Below are 22,710 nucleotides of genomic sequence, written 5' to 3' on the forward strand. Positions count from 1 at the left end.
CCATGGCGCGCCCTTTCTTCTTTTCGCCGCAGGCGGCGAGCGCGGTGGTCATGGTCCGGCCGCATCATTTCACCGTCAACACCGAAACGGCCAATGACAACCGGTTTCAGAAGGTTCCCGAAACCGGGCAGGACCTCAGGCGCCGGGCCTATGATGAAATCACCCGCGCCGGCGAAATGCTCTCTTCGGCCGGCATTGCCGTGCACATGTTCGAGGACGAGGGGGATACGACGCCGGATTCTGTCTTTCCAAACAACTGGTTTTCCACCCATGCCGGCGGGCATATCGCGATTTTTCCGATGAAGGCGCGAAACCGGCGGCTCGAACGCCGTCCGGACATCATCGAAATGCTGAAACGCGACTATCGCGTTCAGGACGTCATCGACTATTCGGGGCTGGAAGCCGACGGTCTTTTCCTCGAGGGAACGGGCGCCATGGTGCTCGATCATATCGACAGGGTGGCCTATGTGGTACGTTCCGAGCGCGCCGATCCGGTCGCGCTCGAGCGTTTCGCGACCCACTTCAATTTCGAACCGATGGTCTTCGACGCGCGCGACCCTGAGGGCATGGCGATCTATCACACCAATGTCCTGATGTGCATCGGAACCGGTTTCGTGCTGATCGGCCCGGACATGATGACCGAACCCGACCGGCGGGCCGAGATCCTCGACAGGTTGCGACGGACCGGACGGGACATCATTGCTCTCGACAACGACCAGATCGCCCGCTTTGCCGGCAATGCGCTTGAGCTTCAGGCGCCCGATCAGCGATTGCTCGCCCTTTCCACGACTGCGCTCGACGCCTTGCGTCCCGACCAGATTGCAGCGATAGAAAAGACGGCAAGCATTGTGGCGTTGGACATTCCGACGATCGAGAACGCCGGCGGCTCGGTGCGCTGCACCCTGGCGGGCATTCACCTCGCCAGACGATAGAAGCGGCCGGCCTGGGCGGTCGTCATTGCGTCAGGCGACAGATCGTCCACCAGGACCGGGCGCCGAAACATTGAGGTCGACGTGAAGGATCTGCGACATCTGCCTTTGCAGACGCTGAGGACGTTCGAGGCAACCGCCCGCCATGGCAGCATGGCGCGGGCGGCGGCCGAGCTCAACTTGACCGACAGCGCCGTCAGTCATCAGCTGCGCAGGCTGGAGGGCGATCTCGGCTATGACCTGTTCGAGAAGGCGGGGCGGGGGATCAGGCTCACCGATGCCGGGCAACTGTTTTACAAGACCGTTGCGAAGGCGTTGCAGGATATCCTGTCGACCGCGGTCATGTTGTCCGAACAGCCGCTCGCCGGCGGGCGGCTGGACATTGCCTGTCCGCCGATGTTCGCCAGCGCCTGGCTTGCGAAGAATATCGCGGATTTCAGCGAGAGGCACCCGACGGTTGAATGCCATATCCGGCTCATTGAAAATCATCTCGTCCCCGAAACAGCTGATGTCGATCTCGGTATCATGTTCGGGCAGGGCGGATGGCCAAACCGGTGGTCGGCGCGTCTCGCCGATGTCGACATCACGCCGGTCTGTTCGCCGGTGCTGTTTCAGCGTCTGGGATATGCAACGCCGGATGCGGGCGCGTTGAAAAACTGTCTTCTGCTGCATCGGGACGACGGGGCAGAGTGGCGGCGCTGGCTTTCCGAATGCGGCCACGGCGATGTATTCGACCGCGCCCGCCACCTTTATTGCAGCGATCTCGGCATCGCCATCGATCTTGCGCTCAACGGTGTCGGGTTTGCGCTTGCCAGCGAAACGCTGACCCGCAATGATATTCGCCAGGGCCGTCTCATAAGACCATTCGGTTTCTCGATCGATGCCTTTGGCGGCTGGTATGTCGTTGTCCACCTGCACAGCTTGGAGCGGGCCGGCCCGCGCCTGTTCCTGCATTGGCTTCTGGCGGCCTTCGGGCAGGACGACATGGTCGACACGCTACCCTCTCCCGATTGATGAAAACAGATCATGATTCGCTTGAGGAATGATCATTTGCGCAAAAATCCGACACGCATCTATTGTGCCTGAAAATTAGACATCGGCGTTTGCCGATGCCCGGCCCGCTCCGCGGGAGACCTTCCGCCCGAGACATGCTCCGGAGTATGAAATGGACAAACTCGCCGTCAGCGACATTCACAAATCATACGGCCAGCACGAAGTGCTGAAAGGCGTTTCGCTGCGTGCGGCCGCCGGCGATGTCGTCAGCATTCTCGGTTCCAGCGGTTCGGGCAAAAGCACGTTCCTGCGCTGCATCAACTTCCTGGAACGTCCGCATGAGGGCGAGATTGCCGTGGATGGCAAGAGGCTGGAAACGGTGCGGGACCGCGACGGCATGCTGAGGGTGCTGAACCGCAGCGAGCTGCGGCTGATGCGCACCCGCCTTGCCATGGTTTTCCAGAATTTCTGCCTCTGGTCCCATATGAACGTGCTGTCCAACATCATCGAAGCGCCGATCAGCGTGCTGGGCCTGTCGCGCCGTGAGGCGACCGAACTGGCGAAGGCGAACCTCACCAAGGTCGGCCTCGGTCTGGACGTTCTCGACAAATACCCCACCCATCTTTCCGGCGGCCAGCAGCAGCGTGTGGCGATCGCCCGCGCGCTTGCCGTCAATCCCGAGGTCCTGCTGTTCGACGAGCCGACCTCGGCGCTGGACCCGGAACTGGTGAGCGAGGTGCTCAAGGTCATGCAGGCGCTCGCCGAAGAGGGCCGCACCATGGTGGTCGTCACCCATGAGATGGGCTTTGCCCGCCACGTCTCGACCAAGGTCATGTTCCTGCATCAGGGCCGCGTCGAGGAAGAAGGCGCGCCGTCGCGCGTGTTCGACCAAACCGAGAGCGAACGCATGCAGCAATTCCTGGCCGGACAATTGCGGCATTGACCGGGCGCATCGTCCCGCCGAACGCCGATAAGAAATGGCAGACCGGATCGTTCCGCAACTGCCGCTCCACCCCCGAAAACCACAGAGGACAGACCTATGAAAAGACTGCTTTCCGCCGCCGCCATCGCGCTTGCCCTTGCGACCGGCACGGCTTACGCCCAGACCGGCGAAAAGGTCATCGTCGCAACGGACGCGACCTTCCCGCCGTTCGAATCGATCGACAAGGACGGCAAGCTCGTCGGATACGACATCGACCTGATGACGGCCGTGTGCGAGGCCGCCGAACTTAACTGCGTCATCTCCAATGCCGCCTGGGAGGGGATGATCCCCGGCCTTATCAGCGGCAAATACGATGCGCTGATTTCGCAGCTGACGGTGACCGACAAGCGCCGCAAGGTCATCGCTTTCAGCGACATCTACAGCCATCCGATCTTCCGTTTCGTCGCGGCTAGGGACTCGGACCTTACGATCACGCCGGAAGGTCTTGCCGACAAGACCATCGCCGTTCAGCGCGGCACGCCGATGGATGCCTATGTCACCCGCGTCTACGCCGACTCCGATATCAAGCGCTACGACACCGGCAGCGCGCCTTATCTCGATCTGGAAAGCAAGCGCGCCGATGTCGTGCTCAGCTACCAGGCACAGATCACGGCGGGTTTCCTGGGCGGCGACAAGGCTGAAAGTTATGAGCTTGTCGGCCCGCAGTTGACCGGAGAAGACGCGCCGGAATTCGGCGAGGGCGTGGCGATCGCGATCAGCAAGAAAAACACCGCGCTTTTGGAAGAGATCAACAAGGGCCTCGAGATCGTCCGTGAAAACGGCACGCTGGATGCGCTCAACGCCCAGTATTTCGGTGACTGACGGATATGCTCGTCGATTACACCTGGACGATCCTGGCAGGAGGAGGGATGACCCTTCTCCTGGCCTTTGCGGCGCTGTTGCTGTCGACGCTGATCGGCATGGCGGCAGCGCTCGCCAAGCGCTCGCACAGCCGGCCGTTGCGGGGCGCGGCCGAGGCCTACACCTTCATCGTTCGCGGTATTCCGGACCTCGTCATGATCCTGCTGGTGTTCTACAGCCTGCCGGCGCTGCTCAACCAGCTGTTCCAGCTCTGGGGTCTGGACTGGTGGGTCGAGTTTCCGCCGCTTGCGACCGGGATTGCGACGCTGGGGCTGATTTTCGGCGCCTATATGACCGAAACCTTCCGCTTTGCACTGGAAAACATTCCGCATGGCCAGATCGAGGCGGCACAGGCCTTCGGCCTCGCACGGGCGCGGATCTTCTTTCGGATCGTGCTGCCGCAGCTCATCCGGCTGGCGCTGCCAGGGTTTACCAACAACTGGCTGGTGCTGGCCAAGGCAACGGCGCTGGTTTCGCTGATCGGACTTCAGGACGTCATGTTCCGGGCCAAGGGCGCAGCTGAAGCGACGGGACAGCCCTTTACCTTCTATCTCGTTGCGGGCGCATTCTATCTGGCCCTCACGCTGCTTTCCACATTCTGCCTCGCGCGCGTCGCGGCGCATTTCAATGCGGGCATGAGAAAGGCCGGAGCATGAACTGGGATATCATCGCCGAAAACCGCCTCCTGTTTCTCGAAGGCGCGAAGCTGACACTGGTGCTGACCTTTTTCGCCCTTCTACTGGCCTTTGCTATCGCCGTGCCGCTGTCTTTCCTGCGCAACAGCAATAACCGTGCGATCCGCGGCGCGGTTCACGCCTATACGCTGGTCTTTCGCGGAACCCCGCTTCTGGTGCAGCTCTTCCTGATCTATTTCGGCCTGGCGCAGTTCGAACTGATCCAGACGAGTTTTCTGTGGCCCTGGCTTTCAAGCCCGATGGTCTGTGTGCTGATGGCGCTTGCGCTGAATTCCGGGGCTTACACCACCGAGATATTTGCCGGTGCGCTTCGGCACATTCCGCACGGCGAGATCGAGGCGTCGCGCGCCTTCGGAATTCCCCCGCTTGCCGCGGCCCGACGCATCCTGCTGCCGGCCATGCTGACTCGTGCGCTGCCGCTTTACGGCAACGAGATGATCATGATGCTGCATGCGACCTCGCTTGCGAGCACGGTGACGCTTCTGGAGACGACCGGCGTCGCTCGGCAGATCTCGCTCAACGACTATATCCAGTTCGAACCCTACGTGACAGCGGCCGGTATCTATCTGGTAATGACATTCGTGCTGGTCTCCGCCTTCCAGCTCGTTCAGCGCCGCTATGCCGGATACCTGCAGCCAAGACTTCACTGACCGCGCGGACGATCCGCATTCAAACAATGACAAACGATCTGCCCGCGTCCCAGACCTGGCAGACAAGGAGAAGACATGACTGAATCCGTCGATCTCGGCGTTCTTTTCGGCGCAGCCGCCGACACCAAAACCTTCCTCGGGCTGGACGCCTGCGGTGAGCTGACGACGCTCGACGCCCCGATTGCCATCATCGGCGCGCCCTGCGCCACGCCCTATGCCAGCGCCGGCGCCTATTGCCGCAATGCTCCCGATGCGCTCAGGCGGGCAACCGCGCCCCTGACAGCCAATGTCGACCATTTCGATTTCGATCTCGGCGGTCCGGTGTTTCCCGAGTCCGGTCTGCGCGCCGTCGATTGCGGCAACCTGCCCTTCGACGAAAACGATGCGGCGGGCAACCGGGGCACGATCCGCAAGGCCGTCAGCACGGTCATCTCGCGCGGGGCCGTTCCCGTCCTGCTCGGTGGCGACGATTCCATTCCGATCCCGATGATCGACGCGCTGTCCGAGACCGGTCGTAAATATACCATCGTTCAGATCGACGCGCATATCGACTGGCGCGATTCCCACATGGGCGAGAACATGGGGCTGTCGTCGACAATGCGCCGGGCATCCGAAATGGGCCATATCGAGCGGATCATTCAGGTCGGCGCGCGCGGCATCGGCTCGGCAAGGGCGTCGGACGTCGAGGATGCCAGGCGTTGGGGCGCCAGCCTCTTTACCGCCCATCAGCTCGGTCGCGACGGCCTCGAGCCGGTGCTCGACATGATCCCGGATGGCACCGATGTCATCGTTTGTTTCGATGCCGACGCGTTCGATTCCACGCTTGTGCCGGGCGTGATCGCGCGCGGTCCGGGCGGGCTCTCCTATTTCCAGACCCTCGACCTTCTGTTCGGGATTGCCAAACGCGGCCGCATCGCCGCGATGGATTTTGTCGAATTCATGCCGGAGCGCGATATCGATGGGCTGGGCGCGCTGTCGTTTGCCCGCGTCATCACTTCCGCGCTCGGCATTCTCGCCCGTCAGCGCGCGGCGGCAAAACCTGTCTAGCCTGATGAAGGAGCCGCTTCCACTTTAACCCTGGGGAAGCGGCAATATCACGGGTTCTGAGACGCCTCGGCGCAGGCGCGGGCGATATAGGCGGCGATCATGGTATCGAGATGGGCGCCGCCGCCATTCTTGAAGACGGTCATCTCCTCAGGCGTATCGCGTCCGCAGCGGCCCATCGCCAGATCGTAGTGGTCGCCGATCGCGTCATCCGCTAAGAGCGAACGAAATGTGAACTTTATGCAGCAACCGCGCGACCGTTCGGAAGTCGCAAGGGGCTGAACTCTCCTGGCATGTGCTGTTCAGAGTCCCAGGAGTATATACCGGTGAGATTTATGTGCCCCCAACTGAGTGGCGAGACGTGCCTCAACAGTTCATCGGGAATGTAGCGCCCCCTTTGACGCAGATGAGCAACCGCGCGACTGAGATAAACTGTGTTCCAGTGAACAATGGCGCTGACAACAAGATTGAGACCGGATGCTCGGAAAGCTTGGCTGTCGTAGGAACGATCGCGGATTTCACCGCGTTCATGGAAAAAGACTGCGCGCTTCAGTTTGCGGGCAGCCTCCCCTTTATTCAGGCCAGCTTGGCAGCGTCTACGCAACGAAGGGCTGGAATACCACTCAATCTTGAACAGCGTTCGCTCAATGCGGCCGATTTCTCGTAATGCTCTGGCTAGGTTGTTTGATTCCGAGGAAGCCGAAAACCTCATGAGGATCATCGAGGGTGCGACAAGGCGTGCAGTGACCGAGGCGGCCAGGCGCAGCAAATCATCCCAATGGTCGAGAATAAGCGCCGTATTGATGGGCGCTCCGATGTGGTTTTCTATCCCGGGATATACATCGCCTTTTTCGAAGGCGTGGAATTTCCGGTCTTTTATGTTGCGGAGCCGTGGTGCAAAGCGTTTGCCAATCAGGGCGAATAGCGCGAAGATATGATCGCTGGCGCCACCGGTATCGGTAAAATGCTCATCGATTTCCAAAATCGTTTCGTGGTCAAAGAGTCCGTCGAGAACATAAGCCGCTTCGCTTTCCGTCGGGCTGATAGGTAATATTCCGAAATACCCGTACTGGTCGGATAGATGACTGTAGAATTTTGTCCCTGGCTCATCGCCGTAGTGCAAATTGATGTCGCCGTGCTTGGCGGCCCGGTCGCTGGCGCGGAAGAATTTGCCATCTAAAGAGGCCGATTTCCCGTTGCCCCAAAGCAGGGGGCTCTGTTGCAAAAATTTTGCCGATGCCCGAAAGAGTGCGGACAATTTTCAGCGGGACTTTTGATGAGCGATTTCAAGTGGCGTCATTTTCAGGGTGACGTGATTTTATGGGCGGTGCGGTGGTATTGCCGCTATGGGATCAGCTACCGCGATCTTGAACAGATGATGGGTGAGCGCGGTGTGCCCGTCGATCATTCCACGATTTATCGCTGGGTCCAGAAATACGCGCAGGAGATCGAAAAACGGCTGCGCTGGCATTGGCACCGACCACAGTCAACGAGCTGGCGCGTTGACGAAACCTATGTGAAGGTTCGCGGCAAATGGACCTATCTGTATCGGGCCGTCGACAAATTCGGCAACACGATCGATTTCTACCTGTCTCCGACACGCAATGCCAAAGCGGCCAAGCGCTTCCTCGGCAAAGCTTTGAACGGCCTGAAAGACTGGGAAAAGCCGACTTTCATCAACACTGACAAAGCGCCGACCTATGGGATTGCCATCGCGCAGTTGAAGGCCGAAGGCAGATGCCCCAATGACCTTGTGCATCGGCAGGTCAAATATCTGAACAATGTCGTCGAAGCTGACCACGGTAAGCTAAAGCAGCTGATCAAACCCGTCAGAGGGTTCAAGACGTTGAAGACGGCATATGCGACGATCAAGGGCTTCGAGGTCATGCGGGCGTTGCGCAAGGGCCAGGCTAATATTTTCAACCTGACACGAGACATCCGTGGGGAAGCGCGCATCGTTGAACGTGCTTTTGGTATCGGGCCGAGCGCGTTGACAGAAGCCGTGGAACTGCTCGCCCAGAATCTACAAGGTCAGACCGCTTGACAGCAGAAAATGAGGGCCTTGCCTTGCCAGCTGGATTTTTTTGCAACAGAGCCGTTGAAAGAGGGTTTCCGCCTGACAATCGGAAAATCGATCCACGCCTACCTGCGGACAACCCGGATCGAAGCCGCCGCCGACCTGATTTCGGCCGGCGCAAGCGTGACCGAAGCCGCCCTCGCCGTCGGCTTCGAAAATCTGAGCCACTTCAGCAAGGCCTTCCGCGCCGAAAAAGGCGTTCTGCCCAGCCGCTATGGCGCCGTTTGACCAACAGAACGACACGCGGAGCTCGCCATGACACGAAGCTTGTCCTCATACGTTGTTCGTGGTCGAAACGCGTCGTCAGACGCACACCCTGCCCGCCGGTCATCAAGACCATTGCCGGCATATGATTCCCAGCATTTGCGCTGAATGTTTCTGAAGCCAGTTCGTCCGATCACTGTCGAGCAGCCGGCTATTGGTTTCATACCGTTCAAGGCTCGTCGGCATCGCAGGATGCGCTAATAGCCGGTCGCACTGCGTCAACTTGACCCGCCCTAGCAGCAATCGTTGACCGTCACCATAAAAGATGAGTATAAAATACATGTTTTATTCTGACTCGGTCGCTAAGGACTGGCCGATACACTGACCGGTGCCCCCATGTTCCGCATCTTCGCCCTCTCGTTTCTCGTCCTGACCACCACGATGGCCCCGGTGCGGGCCGCAGATCATGTCGTGAACATGCTCAACCGGGGTGACGATGGCATCATGGTGTTCGAGCCCGGTCTGCTCGTCATTGAGCCCGGCGATACTGTGCGCTTTGTTGCCGCCGACCGGGGACACAATGCCGAAACCATTGACGGCATGGTTCCCGAAGGTGCAGCCGGCTTCGAGGGTCGGCTGAACGAGGAAGTCTTGTTTTCGCCCGATACCGAGGGCGTTTACGCCATCAAGTGCAAACCGCATTACGCCATGGGCATGGTCATGATCATCGCGGTCGGTGACGTACAGGCGCCTGACGGCCTCGTCAGCCGTCGTGTCCCGCCACGCGCGCGCAAGCGGTTCGAGGCTTATCTCGACGCGCTTTGAACGCTACGACATGCAAAAGGAAATCTTCGATGGCCCATCCCGACAAGCAGATCGACTGTCCTGAAGCAGTCGAAAGGAATCCCTCATGAACGGCCTGAAAACCTTCCCACTTCGCCGCCGCACGTTCCTTACCGGAATGGCCGGCATGGCAAGCCTGCCCGCAATCGGCTTTGGCGCGGGCCATGCCGCAGCCGCGGCGCCGCTTGCGCAAATATCGCTATCCGGGCCGCCTGCCGGACCGTCGATCACGCTCGCTCAGGCCGCGGCCACGGGCGCGTTCTCGAAGATCGCCGATAAGGCCGCATTCAACGTCTGGCGCAATCCCGACGAAGTCCGTGCCGGGATCACCTCCGGCCAGATGTCGCTAGTGGTGATGCCGGTCCAGGCAGCCGCCAACATGTATAATCGCGGCTTCGGCGTTCGGCTTGTCAACACGCTGACCAACGGACTGCTCTATATCATCGTCACCGACCCGTCTCTGCAAACGGTCGCAGCCTTGCGCGGCAGAAAGCTTGCGGTCCCGTTCCGCAACGACACGCCCGATCTAATCCTCAAGCGACTTTTCAAGGCCCACGATATCAATCCCCAACAAGACCTTTCGCTCGACACCACCGGCACGCCAATCGAAGCCATGCAACTCCTGCTGAGCGGCAGGATCGACGCCGCGCTTGTGCCGGAGCCGGCCGCTTCAGCCGCCATCATCAAAGGCAAGGCCGCGGGTGTGACAGTCACCCGCGCAATCGACGTGCAGAAAGCCTGGGGCGAGACGATGAATGTGCCGCCGGTTCTGCCGCAGGCAGGCCTTGCGGTGACAGAGCCATTCCTCGAAGACAATGGAACCCTCATCCCCGAACTTCATCAGGCACTGGTTGCGGCAACGGCCGCCGTCAACGCAGAGCCGGCAGAAGCCGCCAACAACGCGGCCTCTGCGCTTGGCATGCCCTGGCCTGTTCTGAAAGAAGCGATCGGCTATTCCAACCTGACGGCAACACAGGCAACCACGGCGCGACCGGCAATCGAATCCCTGTTGTCGATCCTTGCCGACAGCGATCCCGGCATTATCGGCGGAAAGCTTCCTGATGACGGATTTTACCTACTTTAGCGCAAGCGTCTTGCGCCCCGTGCTGGATCGCCTCGGCCGGACCGGGCAGTTTCTCTGGTCCGGCTTTGCGGGGCTGGCAGCATTTTCGCTGCTTGCCGCCGTCTGGCAATACGGGCACGAGCAATGGGGGGCGTTCATTCTGCCCTCCCCGATTGCAACACTTACCGCCACATGGTCGATCCTGTCCGATCCAGCCGCATGGTCGCTGATCGCGCAGACTGTCGGACGTGCGCTCCAGGGCTTCCTCCTCTCCGCGTTTTCCGGTGCGTTGCTCGGCGTGGTCGCCGGCCATTCCCCGGCAACGATCCGACTAGCGCGGCCGCTGATCACGATCCTGATCGGCGTGCCGCCGATCGCCTGGATTGTTCTGGCCCTGATCTGGTTCGGCGCGGGCGACGGAACCGTCATCGCAACTGTGGTGGTGACGGCCGTCCCCATCATCTTTGCGGGAACGGCCGAGGGTATTCTGAGCCGCGACCGGAAGCTCGATGACATGGCGCGCGTCTTCGGCGCAAATGCCTGGCGCAGGATGACAAGCCTGCGTCTGCGACAACTCACTGCCCATCTGTTTCCCGCCCTGACGCTGGCCCTCGGCATGTCTTTCAAGGTCGCGGTCATGGCCGAACTGCTGGCCAATGTCGGCGGAATCGGCGGCGAACTGTCGGCAGCCCGCAGTTATCTCGATATCACGCAGGCGCTCGCCTGGGTCATGATCGCGGTGATCGCGCTGCTGATCTTCGAATATGGCGTCATCCATCCAATCCGGTCCGAGTTCGAGCGCTGGCGACGAGCCGAAATTCCGTGGGGGGTCAAACGATGAAGACCGGCCTCACCCTGAAAGGGCTCCGTCATGCCTATCTCGGCCGCACGGTGTTGGACCATATCGACCTTGAGGTACCAGCGTCCGAGATCGTCGCCCTGGTTGGACCCTCCGGCAGCGGAAAAAGCACGCTGGTTCACCTTGCTGCTGACTTGCTGACGCCAATCGGCGGTCGGGTTGAGCGCAATTACAAACGCCATGCGATGATTTTTCAGGAACCGAGATTGCTGCCCTGGGCCACGGCGGCCGAAAATATCGTCTATCCCTTGAGGATCTCCGGCACCTCGCGCCGGGAGGCCAGGGCGAGGTTGAAGTCTGTTGCAGCCAAGGTCGCACTCCTACCGGACGACCTTGAAAAATATCCGGGCGAGCTTTCCGGCGGAATGCGCCAGCGCTGCGCAATCGCGCGCGCGTTGATTGTCGCGCCGGACTTTATCTATTTCGATGAGCCTTTCACCGCTTTGGATGTTGCACTGAAACGGCGGATGCAGGATCTCGTGATCGCCGCGACGCAATCGTCCAGCTTCGGCGGTATCTTCGTGACCCACGATCTGATGGAAGCCGCACGGATAGCCCACCGAGTGGCCGTGCTGGATGTCGGCGGCGGCGGGATTGTCGGCGAACGTCTGGTTCCCGGAACGCCTGGCATGCGCGACGATGCCGAGCTTTTCGCGCTTTCGCAGCGCTGGATACGCGAAGACACCGCCTTTCGTCATATTCACGACGTCGACGAAAGGATGAGCGGATGAGCCTTGTCGATACATCCGTTCTGCGCGGCCGGCGCAGCTTCCTGCACGTTCTCGGCGATGAAGGTTTCCGGCTGTTCTTCCCCTTGAGCGCCCTCTACGCGGCCGTCTGGCCGTTCCTGTGGGTGGTGGTCCATGGCTACGAACTTCCCGCGGTTGGGGCAATACCACCGAGCATCTGGCATGTGCACGAGATGATCATCGGAGCGTTCGGCGCTGCACTTCTGGGCTTCTTAACAACGGCCATCCCGGAATGGACGGACACGCCGCGCCTTCGCGGCAAGGCGCTCTATGCACTCGCGGCAATCTGGGGTGTTGCACGCATTTGCGGGCTGGTCGGCGCTGAGGGTGTTTTTTGGATAGGCGCCATCACGGATATTGTCTGGACCGGCTTTCTTGCGGCCTATGTGCTTCGCGTCAGCCTGGACAAGAAGAACAGCAGACTGACCGGTTTTATCCTTTGGCTTGCAGGCCTGTGGCTTTGCGAAACGGCAACGCGTTATGCCTTCGCCACCGGAAACGTGGAACATGCGCAGCTTTTCACCCACCTTTCGGGTTTCATCTTCCTCGGGCTGCTCGGTCTTGCTCTGGCACGCATCACAGTGCCCGTTACCAACGACATTCTGGATCCTTCGGGAGAGACATCCCCGTTCAGGCCGCATCCCGGGCGTCTCAATCTCGCCCCCGGTGTGATGACCATCCTGATCGCGGCGGAACTTTCCGGATTGTCCTCCGAGGTCACGGGATTTGTCTTCATCGCCGCCGGTGCGGCCTTTCTCGACCGCGTGGCCGAAGCTTTCGTCGGACGCGCTTTTTTCCGGGCTGAAATCGCAGTGCTGGCCGGATCAAGCGCGCTGGCAGGCATCGGCCTCATCGCGATCGGCTGCGCCCGGCTAGGGCTGCCGGTAATGGAAACCACCGGCCTGCACATAGCCCTGATGGGAGGGCTTGGCCTCGGCGTCATCGCGGTCTTCTGCATTGCCGGATTAAGACACACGGGTCAGCCGCTCGCATTCTCCGTGGCGACGAAGATTACAATCGCACTGATCGTCATCGCGATCGCAATCCGAACTCTTCCAGAATTCGGGATCGCGTCCGGGCTCGTCGGTCACCACCACGCAGTGGCGGCAATTTTCTGGGCCGGCGGCTTTCTGCTCTGGCTCAGGGTCTACTGGCCAGCGTTCGCCGATCCTGCAACACTCAACCAACATGATTGCTGAGAAGAACAATGACGACAATGGCAAGACTGCGCGCATGGCAGGGACCGGCGATTTTCAGCTATGGTTTCCGGCCCTTCTTCCTTTTCGGCGCGCTTGACGCCGCCCTGCTGATCGCACTCTGGGTGCCGTGGTATCTGGGCTTTATTCAAGTGCCGAGCATGTTCACGCCCGTCTCATGGCATGTGCACGAACTGCTTTACGGCTATGTTCCAGCGATCATCGCCGGCTTTCTTCTGACCGCCGTTCCCAACTGGACGGGCCGTCTGCCGGTGGTCGGCTGGCCGCTTGCGGGCCTGTTTGGCCTCTGGCTTGGCGCGCGGGTCCTCGTCGCCTTTTCGGCTTCGCTGACGCCCGCCCTTGTCTATCTCGCTGCCCTCGCTTTCCCGCTGGCGCTGATCGGGTTTCTGACGCGGGAAATTCTGGCCGGGCGTAACTGGCGGAACCTGAAGGTGGTCTTGGTTCTCACCCTTTTTACCACCACGCAGATCCTGTTTTACTACGAAAACAGCCGCTACGGCACGTCGGTCTATGCCGAACGCGCCGCGATCGCCCTCATCATCATGCTGATCCAGATCATCGGCGGCCGGGTGGTTCCAAGCTTCACCCGAAACTGGCTCAAGAAGCAGGGTTCTCCGGTTCTTCCGCCTGCTTTCGGCCAATTCGACCGGTTCGTGATGGTGATGAGCGCTGCCGGTCTCTGCGCATGGGTCGTGTTCCCTGCATTCGACATAGAAGAGCCGGTGCTGGGTTTGCTGCTGATGGCCATCGGTGCCTTCAACCTGTTCCGGCAATGGCGCTGGCGACCACTGAAAACCCTGGCTGAGCCGCTGGTCTTCATTCTGCATCTGGCGTTCCTGCCGGTCAGTCTCGGCTTCGTCTTCGCCGGCTATGCTGCCTTTACGGGCGATGGGGGCGCTGAAAGTGCGGCGATCCACTGCTGGACCGTCGGCGCCATCGGCGGCATGACGCTTGCAATCATGACCCGCGCCAGCCGCGGCCACACCGGCCATCCGCTGACGGCGCCGCCGGCAACGGCGGCAATCTATCTGGCGATCATGATCGCACTGGTCCTGCGTCTTGCGGCCGCTTTCAATCCCAACTGGACATTCACGCTGATGCCCTTCGCCGGTCTGGCGTGGGTTCTCGCCTTTGCCGGCTTCTGCGTGGTCTACGGACCAATGCTGCTCAGGCCTCGCGGCTGAAACGGTTACAGCCAGGCCATCGGATCGACGCCGATCAGCAGACGGTGTCCCTGCAACAGGAACCAGACATAGAAGGCCAGCCCAAGGCTGGTCCAGAGCCAGAAGTCTCGATCCATCCGCAGATGCGTGCGCCCTTCAATGAGCGCCAGAAATGGCACAACGGAGGTTTGCGCGCGCACCGTCGCCCACTCGCCATCGCCCAACCGGCGGCGCGCACGACGGTCGAGCACAGGTATTCCGGCAAGCGCGAGCAACCCCATGCCGCCAAACAGGATCAGCGACACGACATCCCCGTTCGGCGGAATATGGGCGAGCGACCAGATCAGAAAACCGATCAGCACGGGGTGGCGGGTTATGGCGGTGATCGGGCCATGCGCGCCCGCCTCGCCACTGCGCCGGAAGGTGATCGAAAGCCGGTTTTGCGCCGCAAGCCCGGCTGTGATGAACCAGAAGGCGAACGGCATCGCGATTACGGGCACAAGAGCCTGCCAGGGCGCTGGATACCAGAGATAAATCAACGGTGCCTGCCGGGCCGCGACGATGATCCAGACCAGAAGCAGGATCGACAGAAAAGAATAGGCGAAGAGATAGACAGGACGCCCTAGCAGGGCGATCAGCCTTGTCCGCACGGGGGGCGCCGGCGGAATGACATGGGCCAGCAGGAAAGCGAAAATCGCGAGCAGAAAATTCGTCATGTCTTGGTCCCGCCTTCGGACGAAATATAAGATTCATCTTCGGTATATGATAATACCGGCAACAGAGGAAATGCCCGGATGCGGAACGTCCTCTGCGTTCCGCCGCCACAGCATCCACGGAGTGCGTTCATGCGTCTGACAACCTTTTCCGATTATGCGCTGCGCGTATTGATGTACGCGGCATCCGCCGGCGACCGGCTGATCACCATCGAAGAGACGTCGACCGCCTATGCGATCTCGAAGACGCATCTGATGAAGGTCGTGAATGTTCTGACCAGACACGGATATCTGGTCAGCGTGCGCGGGCGCTCCGGCGGTTTCCGGCTGGCGCTGCCGCCCGAGCGGATCAATCTCGGTGCGGTCATTCGTGCAACGGAAGCCGATTTCGCGCTTGTCGAGTGCTTTGCGACCGGCAACCAGTGCGTGGTCACGAAAACCTGCAAGCTGCCGGCGATCCTGAACGAAGCGCTTATATCCTTCCTCACCGTTTTTGATCACTACACGCTCGCCGACATCGTGCTGTCGCCCCAGGTCTTCGGGCCGGGGTCACCGGCACGATCCTCTCCGCCATAAGGCGAGACGACAAGACAGATCCGTCTCGCCTCCTCTATGGCCAGCGTATGGCGGGAATGGCTCGCTTTCGATACGGCGCTGACGCCGCCAGATGCACATGTCGATCGCGCCTGGTGATGCGGTATCATGCCGGGCGCGAAAGCCACGCCCGGATCGTCATAGCGCAAGCCGTCCATCATCTCTTCATGCATCCCCATCATCGACTGTTCGTAGGCTTCGATCACCGTCAGAGTGCCAGCTCCGGAGCGCCTGCCCCCAGCTCGCCATCGCCTCCGTTCATATCCGCCAGAGCCAGCGGTCCGCGCGGAAAAAGGCGGCATGAAGACCCCAATAGACGGTCAAGAAAATCACCAGCGCCGAAGCAAGACCGAGTGGGACGCCGATGAGCGAACGCAGGGGCGAATGATCTACGAAGGTTACGGATGGGCAAGAAAAGCCGCTTCGAGTCCATGCAACGTTCGACCTTGTGAAACCCGTTCCTGGCATGGCTGGCATCGCCACGTCTCGCTCGTCATGCTCGCCTTCGCCATGATGGCCACCATCCGCCATCATGCCAACGCCGCGCCACCCCCAAAAACGGTGCGTCGCATCGCCAACCGCCTCGCGCGTCAGCAAATCCGACCCGCACACATCATCTCATGGTCGCTCTGGCGACGAGCCCATATCAAATCAAAATCGCAACTGTAATGCTAACATCAGACACTTCGCCGCACCGGCTCCCACGCCAGCCCACTTGACTTTGATCGATTGCGAGGACACACCTTATCACTATGAACTATACGAGTTTCCATCTCCGCTCCCAACGGGTTCGCCTTAACGTAGGCAAATAGCCCCCGGCCTGGTCGCGTCGCGCCCCGGTCGCGGGGCACGGGCATTTTGCCACCGGGCGCTCGAAACAGCGCCTGTCAAGCGACACAAATCCCTAGATAGCAGAGATAACGCCCGCACTCGCGGCCTTCATTTTGCTGATGATCTCAGCAAGGAGACAGACTGCGCCTTCAAACCAAAAGAAACTGCGCAAACCTGCAATTGTTCTGACGAAAACCGACCACAAGCGCCTTCTGCTTCTTGCCGAACGCTTTGCCGAGCAGAATGCTGGCCTTGCCGATTTTCTTCTCAGCGAACTCGAACGCGCTCGTATTGTTGAAGACGAACGCATTGCTACTGATGTGGTGCGCCTGCCACCGAAGTGCGGCAAAGATATCGAGGCGTCAGCGTGATCATGCCAGATAAGGGGAATGTCGAGGGCCTTGTCGGCTATGCCCGGCGTAACTTCATGGTCCCCATCCCGCAGTTTGCGACCTGGGATGCTTTCAATGCCTTTCTGGAAGAACAGTGCCGGAAGCGCCAATGTGACAGGCTGCGCGGTGAGAGCGAGACGATCGGTGAACGACTGCAGCGCGATCTGGCTGCCATGCAGTCCTTGCCAGCGTCGCCATTTGACGCCTGCGACCAAGCCAGCGCCAGGGTGACGGCCCAGTCTCTCGTTCGCTACAAGACGAACGACTATTCCGTGCCCGTCGCCTATGGCCACAATGGAGACCAAATACGACCTTGCAACTTTTCTAACCAACTATAAGGAACTCGCGCCTGCGATCGGAAGATCGCATACCGCCTGCATCTCGCTCAAAATATGGCACAACTGATGAAATGCCTCCTGATGAGGCGACGATCTGCGCCAAGAAGCGTATATGGTTCGTTGTGGCGCGCGGCCGGAGATGCTCACAATTTTTACATTAGGAAAGGTACTTAGCCGGGGAGAGGCTAACGAAGGAACCATACTAGCCCCCCCTTTCATTGAAACGAGCGCACCGATTGTTTCGAGACTCAACCCTCTGATTTCGGTGCGACAAGCATTGTAGTCGTGCTGTGTCGTGCGTATCGCTGCAGGTAGCGTATCTTCGCTATAACCCTCGCCGTCTGCCATCGTCATAAACTCAGATGCATCAAGATCCTGAACGTTTATTGATGTCTTTGCCGCAAGCGGATGAGCTACGTTGGCGATCAAATCAAAGCGCTCGGTGAACAGAGGTTTTGTTTCCAGATCCGCATTGTCAGCGAAACAGCAAGATAACATCATGTCAATTTCACTTCCGCGCAGACGTTGGGTGACCCCTTCGGTCTTGCCTTCCAGGAGATCAATTCTGACATCAGGAAAGTTTGCCTCGAACAGATTTACGACGTGAGGCAAAACATAGGCACCGATCGTTGAGATCGCGCCAAGTTTAAGGTGCCCTCCGAAGGGCCGGCTCGTCTTCACGGCGAGTAGGTCAAGTTTACCAACCACCCCGAGGACATCCTGAATGTGAGACAAGAGAACCTCACCTTCCAGGGTCGCCTTCACCTGCTGGCTGGACCGTTCGAATAAGGTCGTGCCAAGAGCTTCCTCGACCTTGCGAACCTGATGGGAGAGGCCCGACGGGCTTATCCCTAACTCCCGCGCAACGACCCTAAAGCTGGAGCGCTTCCAGACGGTCGTAACAAGGAGAAAATCCCGTATCGAGACCGCCGATAGCTTGTTCGATATGATCGTTCGATCTGTTCTATTCATTCGACTTGTCCAAACGCCACCTCATCTCCTATCCGAAAAAACATGATAGTACTAGTCATGATATTCAGAACCATGCTGGCTCATGACTTTGCCTTGCAGACAGAACTGATCGGTAGGGGGCAGCATGACCACGATTTTCTTGAAATCCACTTTCGAAGAGCCATCCGAGACGGTTCGGGCTGCCGCGCTCCGTGGAGAAGTCGCCATCACAGAGCAAGCCGATCTCACGGCCGAGATTCTCATGTCGCACAAGGGGCTGATCACCGGTAATTAGCTCGACCAGAATGCCATGCTGGCGCTCAAGGATGCGCTCGCGTCTTTTCTCGATCACGGTGGGCGCTGGTTCATCAACGGCCATATGGCGCGTCCGCTGGTTGATGGCATCGGTCAGTATCGTTCGATCGTCGCACCAAAACGACAAAATTTAGATCTGTCGTCGATCAATCCTCATTCGCTCTATGACGGTATCGACCTGAAGAAGATCGAGACCAACAGGGGCGTCGCGGGTTTCTACGGACGCGGCTGCAATCCGCCACCGGAGGGCGCGGTGGCCGTCAATGGGCTGGGTCCCACGCAAGTCCCGGTCGATTGGGTGTGGGCAAGGCCGCGGGGTGGCCGGTTCTTCTCCCATGCCGGCAATGACCTCGGCACGATCGGGCTTGAATGGAATCTCGCCCCGGACCTGACGCGGCGCATTATCAACTGGGCAAACGGCGGTTCCTGCCTCTCCTCGAATTGCTTCGCGCTGACACTGCCGCTCGAAGACTTGCCGCTGACCAGGGCCGAGAGCTATGGCGGCGCGCGCGATACAGGCAGGGTGGGCCCACGCATCGTCGCGTCGAGTTCCGGAACCTACTATCATATCCATAGTCTGGAAGGGTCGGCCTATACCGGTATTTTCGATGTCATCTGCGCACCCGAGGACCTCGTTAACGTACTGCGCCCCCAGGATATCCTCTGGGTGCCATGCCGAACCCCGGCCCAGCGCATGATCAAGCAGAGGGCTGTCATCGCGCGCCAGCTTGATGCCGGCGGCACGGTGATCGCGTTGTGAGAAAGCCAGTCGGAATTATGGCTTCCTGCGGTCCATTTCACCAGAACGCCGACAAATTGGTGGTGGTGGCTCACCCCTGGGGCTGATCTCGGGGTCGAACTGACCGATCAGGCTAAGACACACCCATTGATGCGCCACATCGGCAAGCAGGACGTGACCTGGCATCTGCACGGCTGGTTCACGCCACCGGAAGGCGCACCGGTTCTGGCTCGCGACGGCGAGGGGCGCGCCATCCTCTACATGGACACGATTTCGACGGCCGGCACGATGGTCATCTCCTCGCTCGACCCGATGTTCCATCACGGTTCACGCTTCATGCCTGCAACGACCCGCTTCCTCGACCGCTTTGCACCCAATCTGAGGGCCTGTGCGAATGCTTGACACGATTTCCCGTCAATGGCGGTCACCTGTCGTCGGCATTAATGCGATCGATAGTTGTCTGGCAGCAGCTTTCCCGATGGCGCCGCTGTTCGAAATTCCTTTCCACATTGTCCGATTTGTTCGACTTGATACGACGCCTTCCCCTTTGTACAAAAAAACATGAGTATTATTATCATGAATAATGGGACAACCGATGACTTTGAAACTGCGCCTGTCTGCCGCCTTTTTCCTTCTCGCCCTTTCGCCGGCGCCGCTCCTTGCTGATCCCGTCACCTTCAAGGATGTTACGGGCGCGGAGATTACGCTGCCCGGCCCAGCGAAGCGGATCGTAACGCTGCCGCAGCCCGGTGCCGCGACTGTCATTGCGGTGGACGGCTCCTCGGAGCACCTGGTCGGCATGAATCCTGTTTCGCGCAAGGCCTTCGAAACAGGTCTTCTCAAAAAGATGTTCCCGGATGCCGCGTCCATCGAGAGTGGCATTGTCGCGGAGGGCGGCAACGGGTGGATGCCGAATGTCGAGGCGATCGCTGCGCTGAAGCCGGACCTCGTCATCCAGTGGGGCGGACGTGGCGACGAACTGGTGGCCCCCCTGCGCAATGCCGGTATTCCCGTCGCGCTGATGGTCGGTGGCGGCAATGGTGGCACGGAGGAACTGGCGCGGGAGAATATCCGCCTCGTCGCCAATATCCTTGGCAAGCAAGACAAGGCGGAGGCGTTGTTCAAATGGCGTGACGCGGTGATCGACGAGATCAAGGCGACGCTTGCCGCGCATCAGGACGCCACCAGACCGAGAATCCTGCACCTGCGATCCTCCAAGAGCAAGTTCACGGCGACCGGTGAGAAGAGCTACCAGAACTTCTACATCACATTGGTGGGCGGCGAAAATGTCGCCGCAGGTCTTGGCGTCCGGGCCGAGGTCAATGCAGAGCAGATCGCGGCCTGGAACCCCGACCTTATCATGCTGACGGCGCACGAAGCCGACGCCGGCCGCGAAACGATCCTGGAGGATGCAATCCTGTCGCAGACAGCCGCGGCAAAGGCTGGTCGCGTCTACAAGACGCCGAACGGCGGTTATGTCTGGGACAGCGCCAGCCATGAAAGCCCCTTCACCTGGATGTGGCTCGCCAATCTCGCCCATCCGGACCTCTTCCATTTCGACCTGCGCACCGAGGTGAAGAGCGGCTTCGAGCAGCTCTATAACTATACGCCCACCGATGAAGAGATCGATGCCGTGCTGAAGCTCGAACTCAACAAGGGTGCCGCCAACTACGAGCAGTTTGCCCGCAAATGACGTCCGCCCTGACCGAGGCCCGGCTTTCGAACGGGCAGGCGGCTGGCGGCGCCCTTCACTGGCTGTCGCTCGTGCTTGTCCTTGCGGTGGCGGCTTTCGTCTCCGCCGCCACCGGGCGGTTCCACATACCGCTTGCCGACGTATGGCAGATTCTCGGCCGCTGGCTTTCCAGCATGGCCGCACCGGAAACGATGGAAGAGCGCATACTCATCAATGTGCGCCTGCCGCGGATCCTGCTCGCAGCGATCGTCGGAGCGGGACTTGCGCTCTGCGGTGCGGCCCTGCAGGCGCTCTTTCGCAATCCGCTCGTCTCGCCCCGTGTCCTGGGTCTTTCCTCCGGCGCGGCACTGGGCGGCACGCTGACCCTGCTCGTCGGAGGCAGTGCCGCGATGCTGTTTGCGGCCACCTTCGCCTCGGCGCTTACGGCGCTGGTCCTGGTGGCGGTGATTTCGCATATGGCAGGGCGTTCGATCCTTTCCATCGTCCTGGCCGGCATCGTCATAGACGCATTGTTTTCCGCCATGATCTCGCTCACGCAATATGTCGCCGATCCGGAGACCTCGCTTCCCGCCATCGTCTTCTGGCTGATGGGCAGCTTTTCCTCGTCAAGCTGGCAAAAAGTCGGTGAGCATGGTCCGGTCATCCTCGTCGCCATCGCGCTTCTCTATCGCCTGCGTTTCCGCATCGCGGTGCTCTCGATGGGGGAAGAGGAGGCGCGGTCCTTCGGCGTCAATGTCGGCTTCTCGCGCTGGCTTGTCTTTGCGGTCATCTCGGTGATCATCGGCGGTTGCGTTGTGGTTTCCGGCGTCATCGGCTGGGTCGGCCTCGTCATTCCCCATGCCGCGCGCCTGCTCGTCGGCGAAAGCCATCGCCGCTTCCACGGTACGGCGGCGCTGCTCGGCGCCAGCTTCATGGTGACGGTCGATACGCTCGCCCGCACCGTGACGAGCGCGGAACTGCCGCTCGGTATCCTGACGGCGGTCATAGGCGCACCCGTCTTCATCTATCTCCTGTGCACGCGCCAGACGCAGGGAGGCCCTGCCCGATGATCACACTCAAGGATGCCGGCCTTCGAAGGGGTGAGCGCTGGATCTTCCGCCATGTCAGCTTCAAGCTGGCGGAGGGTGAGGTGCTGGCGATCCTCGGCCGTAACGGACGGGGCAAGACGACGCTGCTGCGCACCTTGCTCGGTTCGCTGACATTGACCGAGGGTGAGCGCACCATGCCGGCGCTCGTCGGCTACGTGCCGCAGTTGCAAAGTGGCGGCGAGCAGCATCGCTGCCTCGATATCGTGACGATGGGACGGGCCGGGCGGCTCGGGCTTTTCGGCCTGCCGGGCAAGCAGGACGAGGCGGCGGCGCTCTCCGCGCTCGCGGCCGTGGGCGCCGAGTGTTTCGCCGGGCGGCCCTTCGGCCAGCTTTCCGGCGGCGAGCGGCAGGTTGTGCTGCTTGCCCGGGCGCTGGCGACGGAAACGAAAGTACTGGTGCTCGACGAGCCAGCCGCCTCGCTCGACCTCGCCAATCAGGACCTTCTGCTCGGAGTCCTCATGCGCCTGCGGCAGGCGCGCGGCCATACGATCATCTTTACGACCCACCATCCGCAGCACGGCCTGTTCCTTGCGGACCGGGCGCTGATGATGCATGCCGGAGACGAGGTCCGCTATGGCCAAGCCTCCGCGATGATGACGGACGGAGAACTCGCCCGTCTCTACGGCGTGCCGTTTGCCCGCCATACTCCCGGCCCCGGCCGGCCAGATGTCGTTTCCCCGATCTTCGGGGAGGCGGCCCTTCCATCATAACCGCAAGACAGGAGCCA

The 22,710-nt window shown here is 60.4% G+C and carries 23 protein-coding genes and 3 pseudogenes; 23 read left to right on the forward strand and 3 right to left on the reverse strand.

Annotated features, from left to right (window positions below):
• The first annotated feature begins 50 nt into the window (after positions 1-50).
• From JS578_13155 to JS578_13185, 7 genes are all read left to right on the forward strand, one after another.
• Positions 51-932 carry an amidinotransferase gene (locus tag JS578_13155; GenBank protein ID QRX65176.1) on the forward strand — a complete coding sequence of 294 codons (882 nt, stop codon included), beginning with the start codon at positions 51-53 and terminating at the stop codon, positions 930-932.
• A gap of 81 nt (positions 933-1,013) precedes the next feature.
• On the forward strand, positions 1,014-1,943 hold the full coding sequence (locus JS578_13160) for a LysR family transcriptional regulator (protein QRX65166.1): 930 nt from the start codon (positions 1,014-1,016) through the stop codon (positions 1,941-1,943).
• 151 nt (positions 1,944-2,094) lie between these two features.
• Positions 2,095-2,865, forward strand: coding sequence for an ATP-binding cassette domain-containing protein (locus tag JS578_13165; GenBank protein ID QRX65022.1), 771 nt, complete (start codon positions 2,095-2,097; stop codon positions 2,863-2,865).
• A 96-nt stretch (positions 2,866-2,961) separates the two neighbouring features.
• Positions 2,962-3,726 (forward strand): transporter substrate-binding domain-containing protein, encoded by a 765-nt coding sequence (locus JS578_13170; GenBank protein ID QRX65023.1) that lies wholly within the window; start codon positions 2,962-2,964, stop codon positions 3,724-3,726.
• 5 nt (positions 3,727-3,731) lie between these two features.
• Complete coding sequence (locus JS578_13175; protein QRX65024.1) at positions 3,732-4,421, forward strand: ABC transporter permease subunit; 690 nt, start codon at positions 3,732-3,734, stop codon at positions 4,419-4,421.
• A complete protein-coding gene (locus tag JS578_13180) occupies positions 4,418-5,110 on the forward strand; it encodes an ABC transporter permease subunit (GenBank protein ID QRX65025.1) in 693 nt (230 codons plus the stop codon). Before JS578_13175 ends, JS578_13180 begins: the two co-directional genes overlap by 4 nt.
• 75 nt (positions 5,111-5,185) lie before the next feature.
• Complete coding sequence (locus JS578_13185; protein QRX65026.1) at positions 5,186-6,157, forward strand: arginase family protein; 972 nt, start codon at positions 5,186-5,188, stop codon at positions 6,155-6,157.
• 235 nt (positions 6,158-6,392) lie between these two features.
• Here JS578_13185 and JS578_13190 read toward each other — a convergent pair.
• A pseudogene (locus JS578_13190) lies at positions 6,393-7,361 on the reverse strand (transposase).
• Between the two features lie 69 nt (positions 7,362-7,430).
• Between JS578_13190 and JS578_13195 the strand changes: the two are divergent.
• The 8 genes from JS578_13195 (at position 7,431) to JS578_13230 (ending at position 14,350) form a co-directional block, all read left to right on the forward strand.
• On the forward strand, positions 7,431-8,198 hold the full coding sequence (locus JS578_13195) for an IS6 family transposase (GenBank protein QRX65027.1): 768 nt from the start codon (positions 7,431-7,433) through the stop codon (positions 8,196-8,198).
• A gap of 9 nt (positions 8,199-8,207) precedes the next feature.
• Positions 8,208-8,459: an AraC family transcriptional regulator gene (locus JS578_13200; GenBank protein ID QRX65028.1), complete on the forward strand. Its 252-nt coding sequence runs from the start codon at positions 8,208-8,210 to the stop codon at positions 8,457-8,459.
• 372 nt (positions 8,460-8,831) lie between these two features.
• Positions 8,832-9,260: a pseudoazurin gene (locus JS578_13205; protein ID QRX65029.1), complete on the forward strand. Its 429-nt coding sequence runs from the start codon at positions 8,832-8,834 to the stop codon at positions 9,258-9,260.
• An 85-nt stretch (positions 9,261-9,345) separates the two neighbouring features.
• The gene (locus tag JS578_13210) at positions 9,346-10,362 is read left to right on the forward strand and encodes an ABC transporter substrate-binding protein (GenBank protein QRX65030.1); all 1,017 of its coding nucleotides are present in this window, start codon (positions 9,346-9,348) and stop codon (positions 10,360-10,362) included.
• The gene (locus JS578_13215; protein QRX65031.1) at positions 10,340-11,182 is read left to right on the forward strand and encodes an ABC transporter permease subunit; all 843 of its coding nucleotides are present in this window, start codon (positions 10,340-10,342) and stop codon (positions 11,180-11,182) included. Before JS578_13210 ends, JS578_13215 begins: the two co-directional genes overlap by 23 nt.
• Entirely contained in the window at positions 11,179-11,931 is a 753-nt protein-coding gene (locus tag JS578_13220; protein ID QRX65032.1) for an ATP-binding cassette domain-containing protein, read from the forward strand. The genes JS578_13215 and JS578_13220 overlap by 4 nt, the downstream gene beginning before the upstream one ends.
• Complete coding sequence (locus JS578_13225; protein ID QRX65033.1) at positions 11,928-13,148, forward strand: NnrS family protein; 1,221 nt, start codon at positions 11,928-11,930, stop codon at positions 13,146-13,148. The genes JS578_13220 and JS578_13225 overlap by 4 nt, the downstream gene beginning before the upstream one ends.
• An 8-nt stretch (positions 13,149-13,156) precedes the next feature.
• Positions 13,157-14,350, forward strand: a complete 1,194-nt coding sequence (locus JS578_13230; protein QRX65034.1) for an NnrS family protein — start codon at positions 13,157-13,159, stop codon at positions 14,348-14,350.
• 5 nt (positions 14,351-14,355) lie between these two features.
• Here the strand turns inward: JS578_13230 and JS578_13235 are convergent, their stop codons facing one another.
• A complete protein-coding gene (locus JS578_13235; protein ID QRX65035.1) occupies positions 14,356-15,045 on the reverse strand; it encodes a hypothetical protein in 690 nt (229 codons plus the stop codon).
• A 129-nt stretch (positions 15,046-15,174) separates the two neighbouring features.
• On the opposite strand from JS578_13235, the gene JS578_13240 reads away from it, so the two are divergent.
• The 4 genes and pseudogenes from JS578_13240 (at position 15,175) to JS578_13255 (ending at position 17,152) form a co-directional block, all read left to right on the forward strand.
• Entirely contained in the window at positions 15,175-15,618 is a 444-nt protein-coding gene (locus tag JS578_13240; protein QRX65036.1) for an Rrf2 family transcriptional regulator, read from the forward strand.
• A 318-nt stretch (positions 15,619-15,936) separates the two neighbouring features.
• Positions 15,937-16,305, forward strand: a complete 369-nt coding sequence (locus JS578_13245) for a hypothetical protein (GenBank protein QRX65187.1) — start codon at positions 15,937-15,939, stop codon at positions 16,303-16,305.
• A gap of 281 nt (positions 16,306-16,586) precedes the next feature.
• Positions 16,587-16,838, forward strand: a complete 252-nt coding sequence (locus JS578_13250; protein ID QRX65037.1) for a hypothetical protein — start codon at positions 16,587-16,589, stop codon at positions 16,836-16,838.
• A gap of 8 nt (positions 16,839-16,846) precedes the next feature.
• A pseudogene (locus JS578_13255) lies at positions 16,847-17,152 on the forward strand (IS21 family transposase).
• A 39-nt stretch (positions 17,153-17,191) separates the two neighbouring features.
• Here JS578_13255 and JS578_13260 read toward each other — a convergent pair.
• Positions 17,192-18,169, reverse strand: coding sequence for a LysR family transcriptional regulator (locus JS578_13260; GenBank protein ID QRX65038.1), 978 nt, complete (start codon positions 18,167-18,169; stop codon positions 17,192-17,194).
• Positions 18,170-18,998: 829 nt separating this feature from the next.
• Between JS578_13260 and JS578_13265 the strand changes: the two are divergent.
• The 4 genes and pseudogenes from JS578_13265 (at position 18,999) to JS578_13280 (ending at position 22,693) form a co-directional block, all read left to right on the forward strand.
• A pseudogene (locus JS578_13265) lies at positions 18,999-19,604 on the forward strand (hypothetical protein).
• A 193-nt stretch (positions 19,605-19,797) separates the two neighbouring features.
• Complete coding sequence (locus tag JS578_13270) at positions 19,798-20,895, forward strand: ABC transporter substrate-binding protein (GenBank protein QRX65039.1); 1,098 nt, start codon at positions 19,798-19,800, stop codon at positions 20,893-20,895.
• Positions 20,892-21,944: an iron ABC transporter permease gene (locus JS578_13275; protein ID QRX65040.1), complete on the forward strand. Its 1,053-nt coding sequence runs from the start codon at positions 20,892-20,894 to the stop codon at positions 21,942-21,944. The genes JS578_13270 and JS578_13275 overlap by 4 nt, the downstream gene beginning before the upstream one ends.
• The gene (locus JS578_13280; GenBank protein ID QRX65041.1) at positions 21,941-22,693 is read left to right on the forward strand and encodes an ABC transporter ATP-binding protein; all 753 of its coding nucleotides are present in this window, start codon (positions 21,941-21,943) and stop codon (positions 22,691-22,693) included. Before JS578_13275 ends, JS578_13280 begins: the two co-directional genes overlap by 4 nt.
• Positions 22,694-22,710: the final 17 nt, after the last annotated feature.

This window comes from Dysgonomonadaceae bacterium zrk40 (genome assembly GCA_016916535.1).
Taxonomy (GTDB): domain Bacteria; phylum Bacteroidota; class Bacteroidia; order Bacteroidales; family Dysgonomonadaceae; genus Proteiniphilum.

What these genes read in the sequence shown, in the direction of transcription:
- JS578_13215 (QRX65031.1), top strand. Translation starts at nt 10,340, where the DNA reads ATGACGGATTTTACCTACTTTAGCGCAAGCGTCTTGCGCCCCGTGCTG.
- JS578_13155 (QRX65176.1), top strand. Translation starts at nt 51, where the DNA reads ATGGTCCGGCCGCATCATTTCACCGTCAACACCGAAACGGCCAATGAC.
- JS578_13185 (QRX65026.1), top strand. Translation starts at nt 5,186, where the DNA reads ATGACTGAATCCGTCGATCTCGGCGTTCTTTTCGGCGCAGCCGCCGAC.
- JS578_13240 (QRX65036.1), top strand. Translation starts at nt 15,175, where the DNA reads ATGCGTCTGACAACCTTTTCCGATTATGCGCTGCGCGTATTGATGTAC.
- JS578_13220 (QRX65032.1), top strand. Translation starts at nt 11,179, where the DNA reads ATGAAGACCGGCCTCACCCTGAAAGGGCTCCGTCATGCCTATCTCGGC.
- JS578_13200 (QRX65028.1), top strand. Translation starts at nt 8,208, where the DNA reads ATGAGGGCCTTGCCTTGCCAGCTGGATTTTTTTGCAACAGAGCCGTTG.
- JS578_13195 (QRX65027.1), top strand. Translation starts at nt 7,431, where the DNA reads ATGAGCGATTTCAAGTGGCGTCATTTTCAGGGTGACGTGATTTTATGG.
- JS578_13225 (QRX65033.1), top strand. Translation starts at nt 11,928, where the DNA reads ATGAGCCTTGTCGATACATCCGTTCTGCGCGGCCGGCGCAGCTTCCTG.
- JS578_13235 (QRX65035.1), bottom strand. Translation starts at nt 15,045, where the DNA reads ATGACGAATTTTCTGCTCGCGATTTTCGCTTTCCTGCTGGCCCATGTC.
- JS578_13165 (QRX65022.1), top strand. Translation starts at nt 2,095, where the DNA reads ATGGACAAACTCGCCGTCAGCGACATTCACAAATCATACGGCCAGCAC.
- JS578_13275 (QRX65040.1), top strand. Translation starts at nt 20,892, where the DNA reads ATGACGTCCGCCCTGACCGAGGCCCGGCTTTCGAACGGGCAGGCGGCT.
- JS578_13280 (QRX65041.1), top strand. Translation starts at nt 21,941, where the DNA reads ATGATCACACTCAAGGATGCCGGCCTTCGAAGGGGTGAGCGCTGGATC.
- JS578_13270 (QRX65039.1), top strand. Translation starts at nt 19,798, where the DNA reads ATGACTTTGAAACTGCGCCTGTCTGCCGCCTTTTTCCTTCTCGCCCTT.
- JS578_13210 (QRX65030.1), top strand. Translation starts at nt 9,346, where the DNA reads ATGAACGGCCTGAAAACCTTCCCACTTCGCCGCCGCACGTTCCTTACC.
- JS578_13250 (QRX65037.1), top strand. Translation starts at nt 16,587, where the DNA reads ATGATCTCAGCAAGGAGACAGACTGCGCCTTCAAACCAAAAGAAACTG.
- JS578_13230 (QRX65034.1), top strand. Translation starts at nt 13,157, where the DNA reads ATGACGACAATGGCAAGACTGCGCGCATGGCAGGGACCGGCGATTTTC.
- JS578_13180 (QRX65025.1), top strand. Translation starts at nt 4,418, where the DNA reads ATGAACTGGGATATCATCGCCGAAAACCGCCTCCTGTTTCTCGAAGGC.
- JS578_13170 (QRX65023.1), top strand. Translation starts at nt 2,962, where the DNA reads ATGAAAAGACTGCTTTCCGCCGCCGCCATCGCGCTTGCCCTTGCGACC.
- JS578_13260 (QRX65038.1), bottom strand. Translation starts at nt 18,169, where the DNA reads ATGAATAGAACAGATCGAACGATCATATCGAACAAGCTATCGGCGGTC.
- JS578_13245 (QRX65187.1), top strand. Translation starts at nt 15,937, where the DNA reads ATGAAGACCCCAATAGACGGTCAAGAAAATCACCAGCGCCGAAGCAAG.
- JS578_13205 (QRX65029.1), top strand. Translation starts at nt 8,832, where the DNA reads ATGTTCCGCATCTTCGCCCTCTCGTTTCTCGTCCTGACCACCACGATG.
- JS578_13175 (QRX65024.1), top strand. Translation starts at nt 3,732, where the DNA reads ATGCTCGTCGATTACACCTGGACGATCCTGGCAGGAGGAGGGATGACC.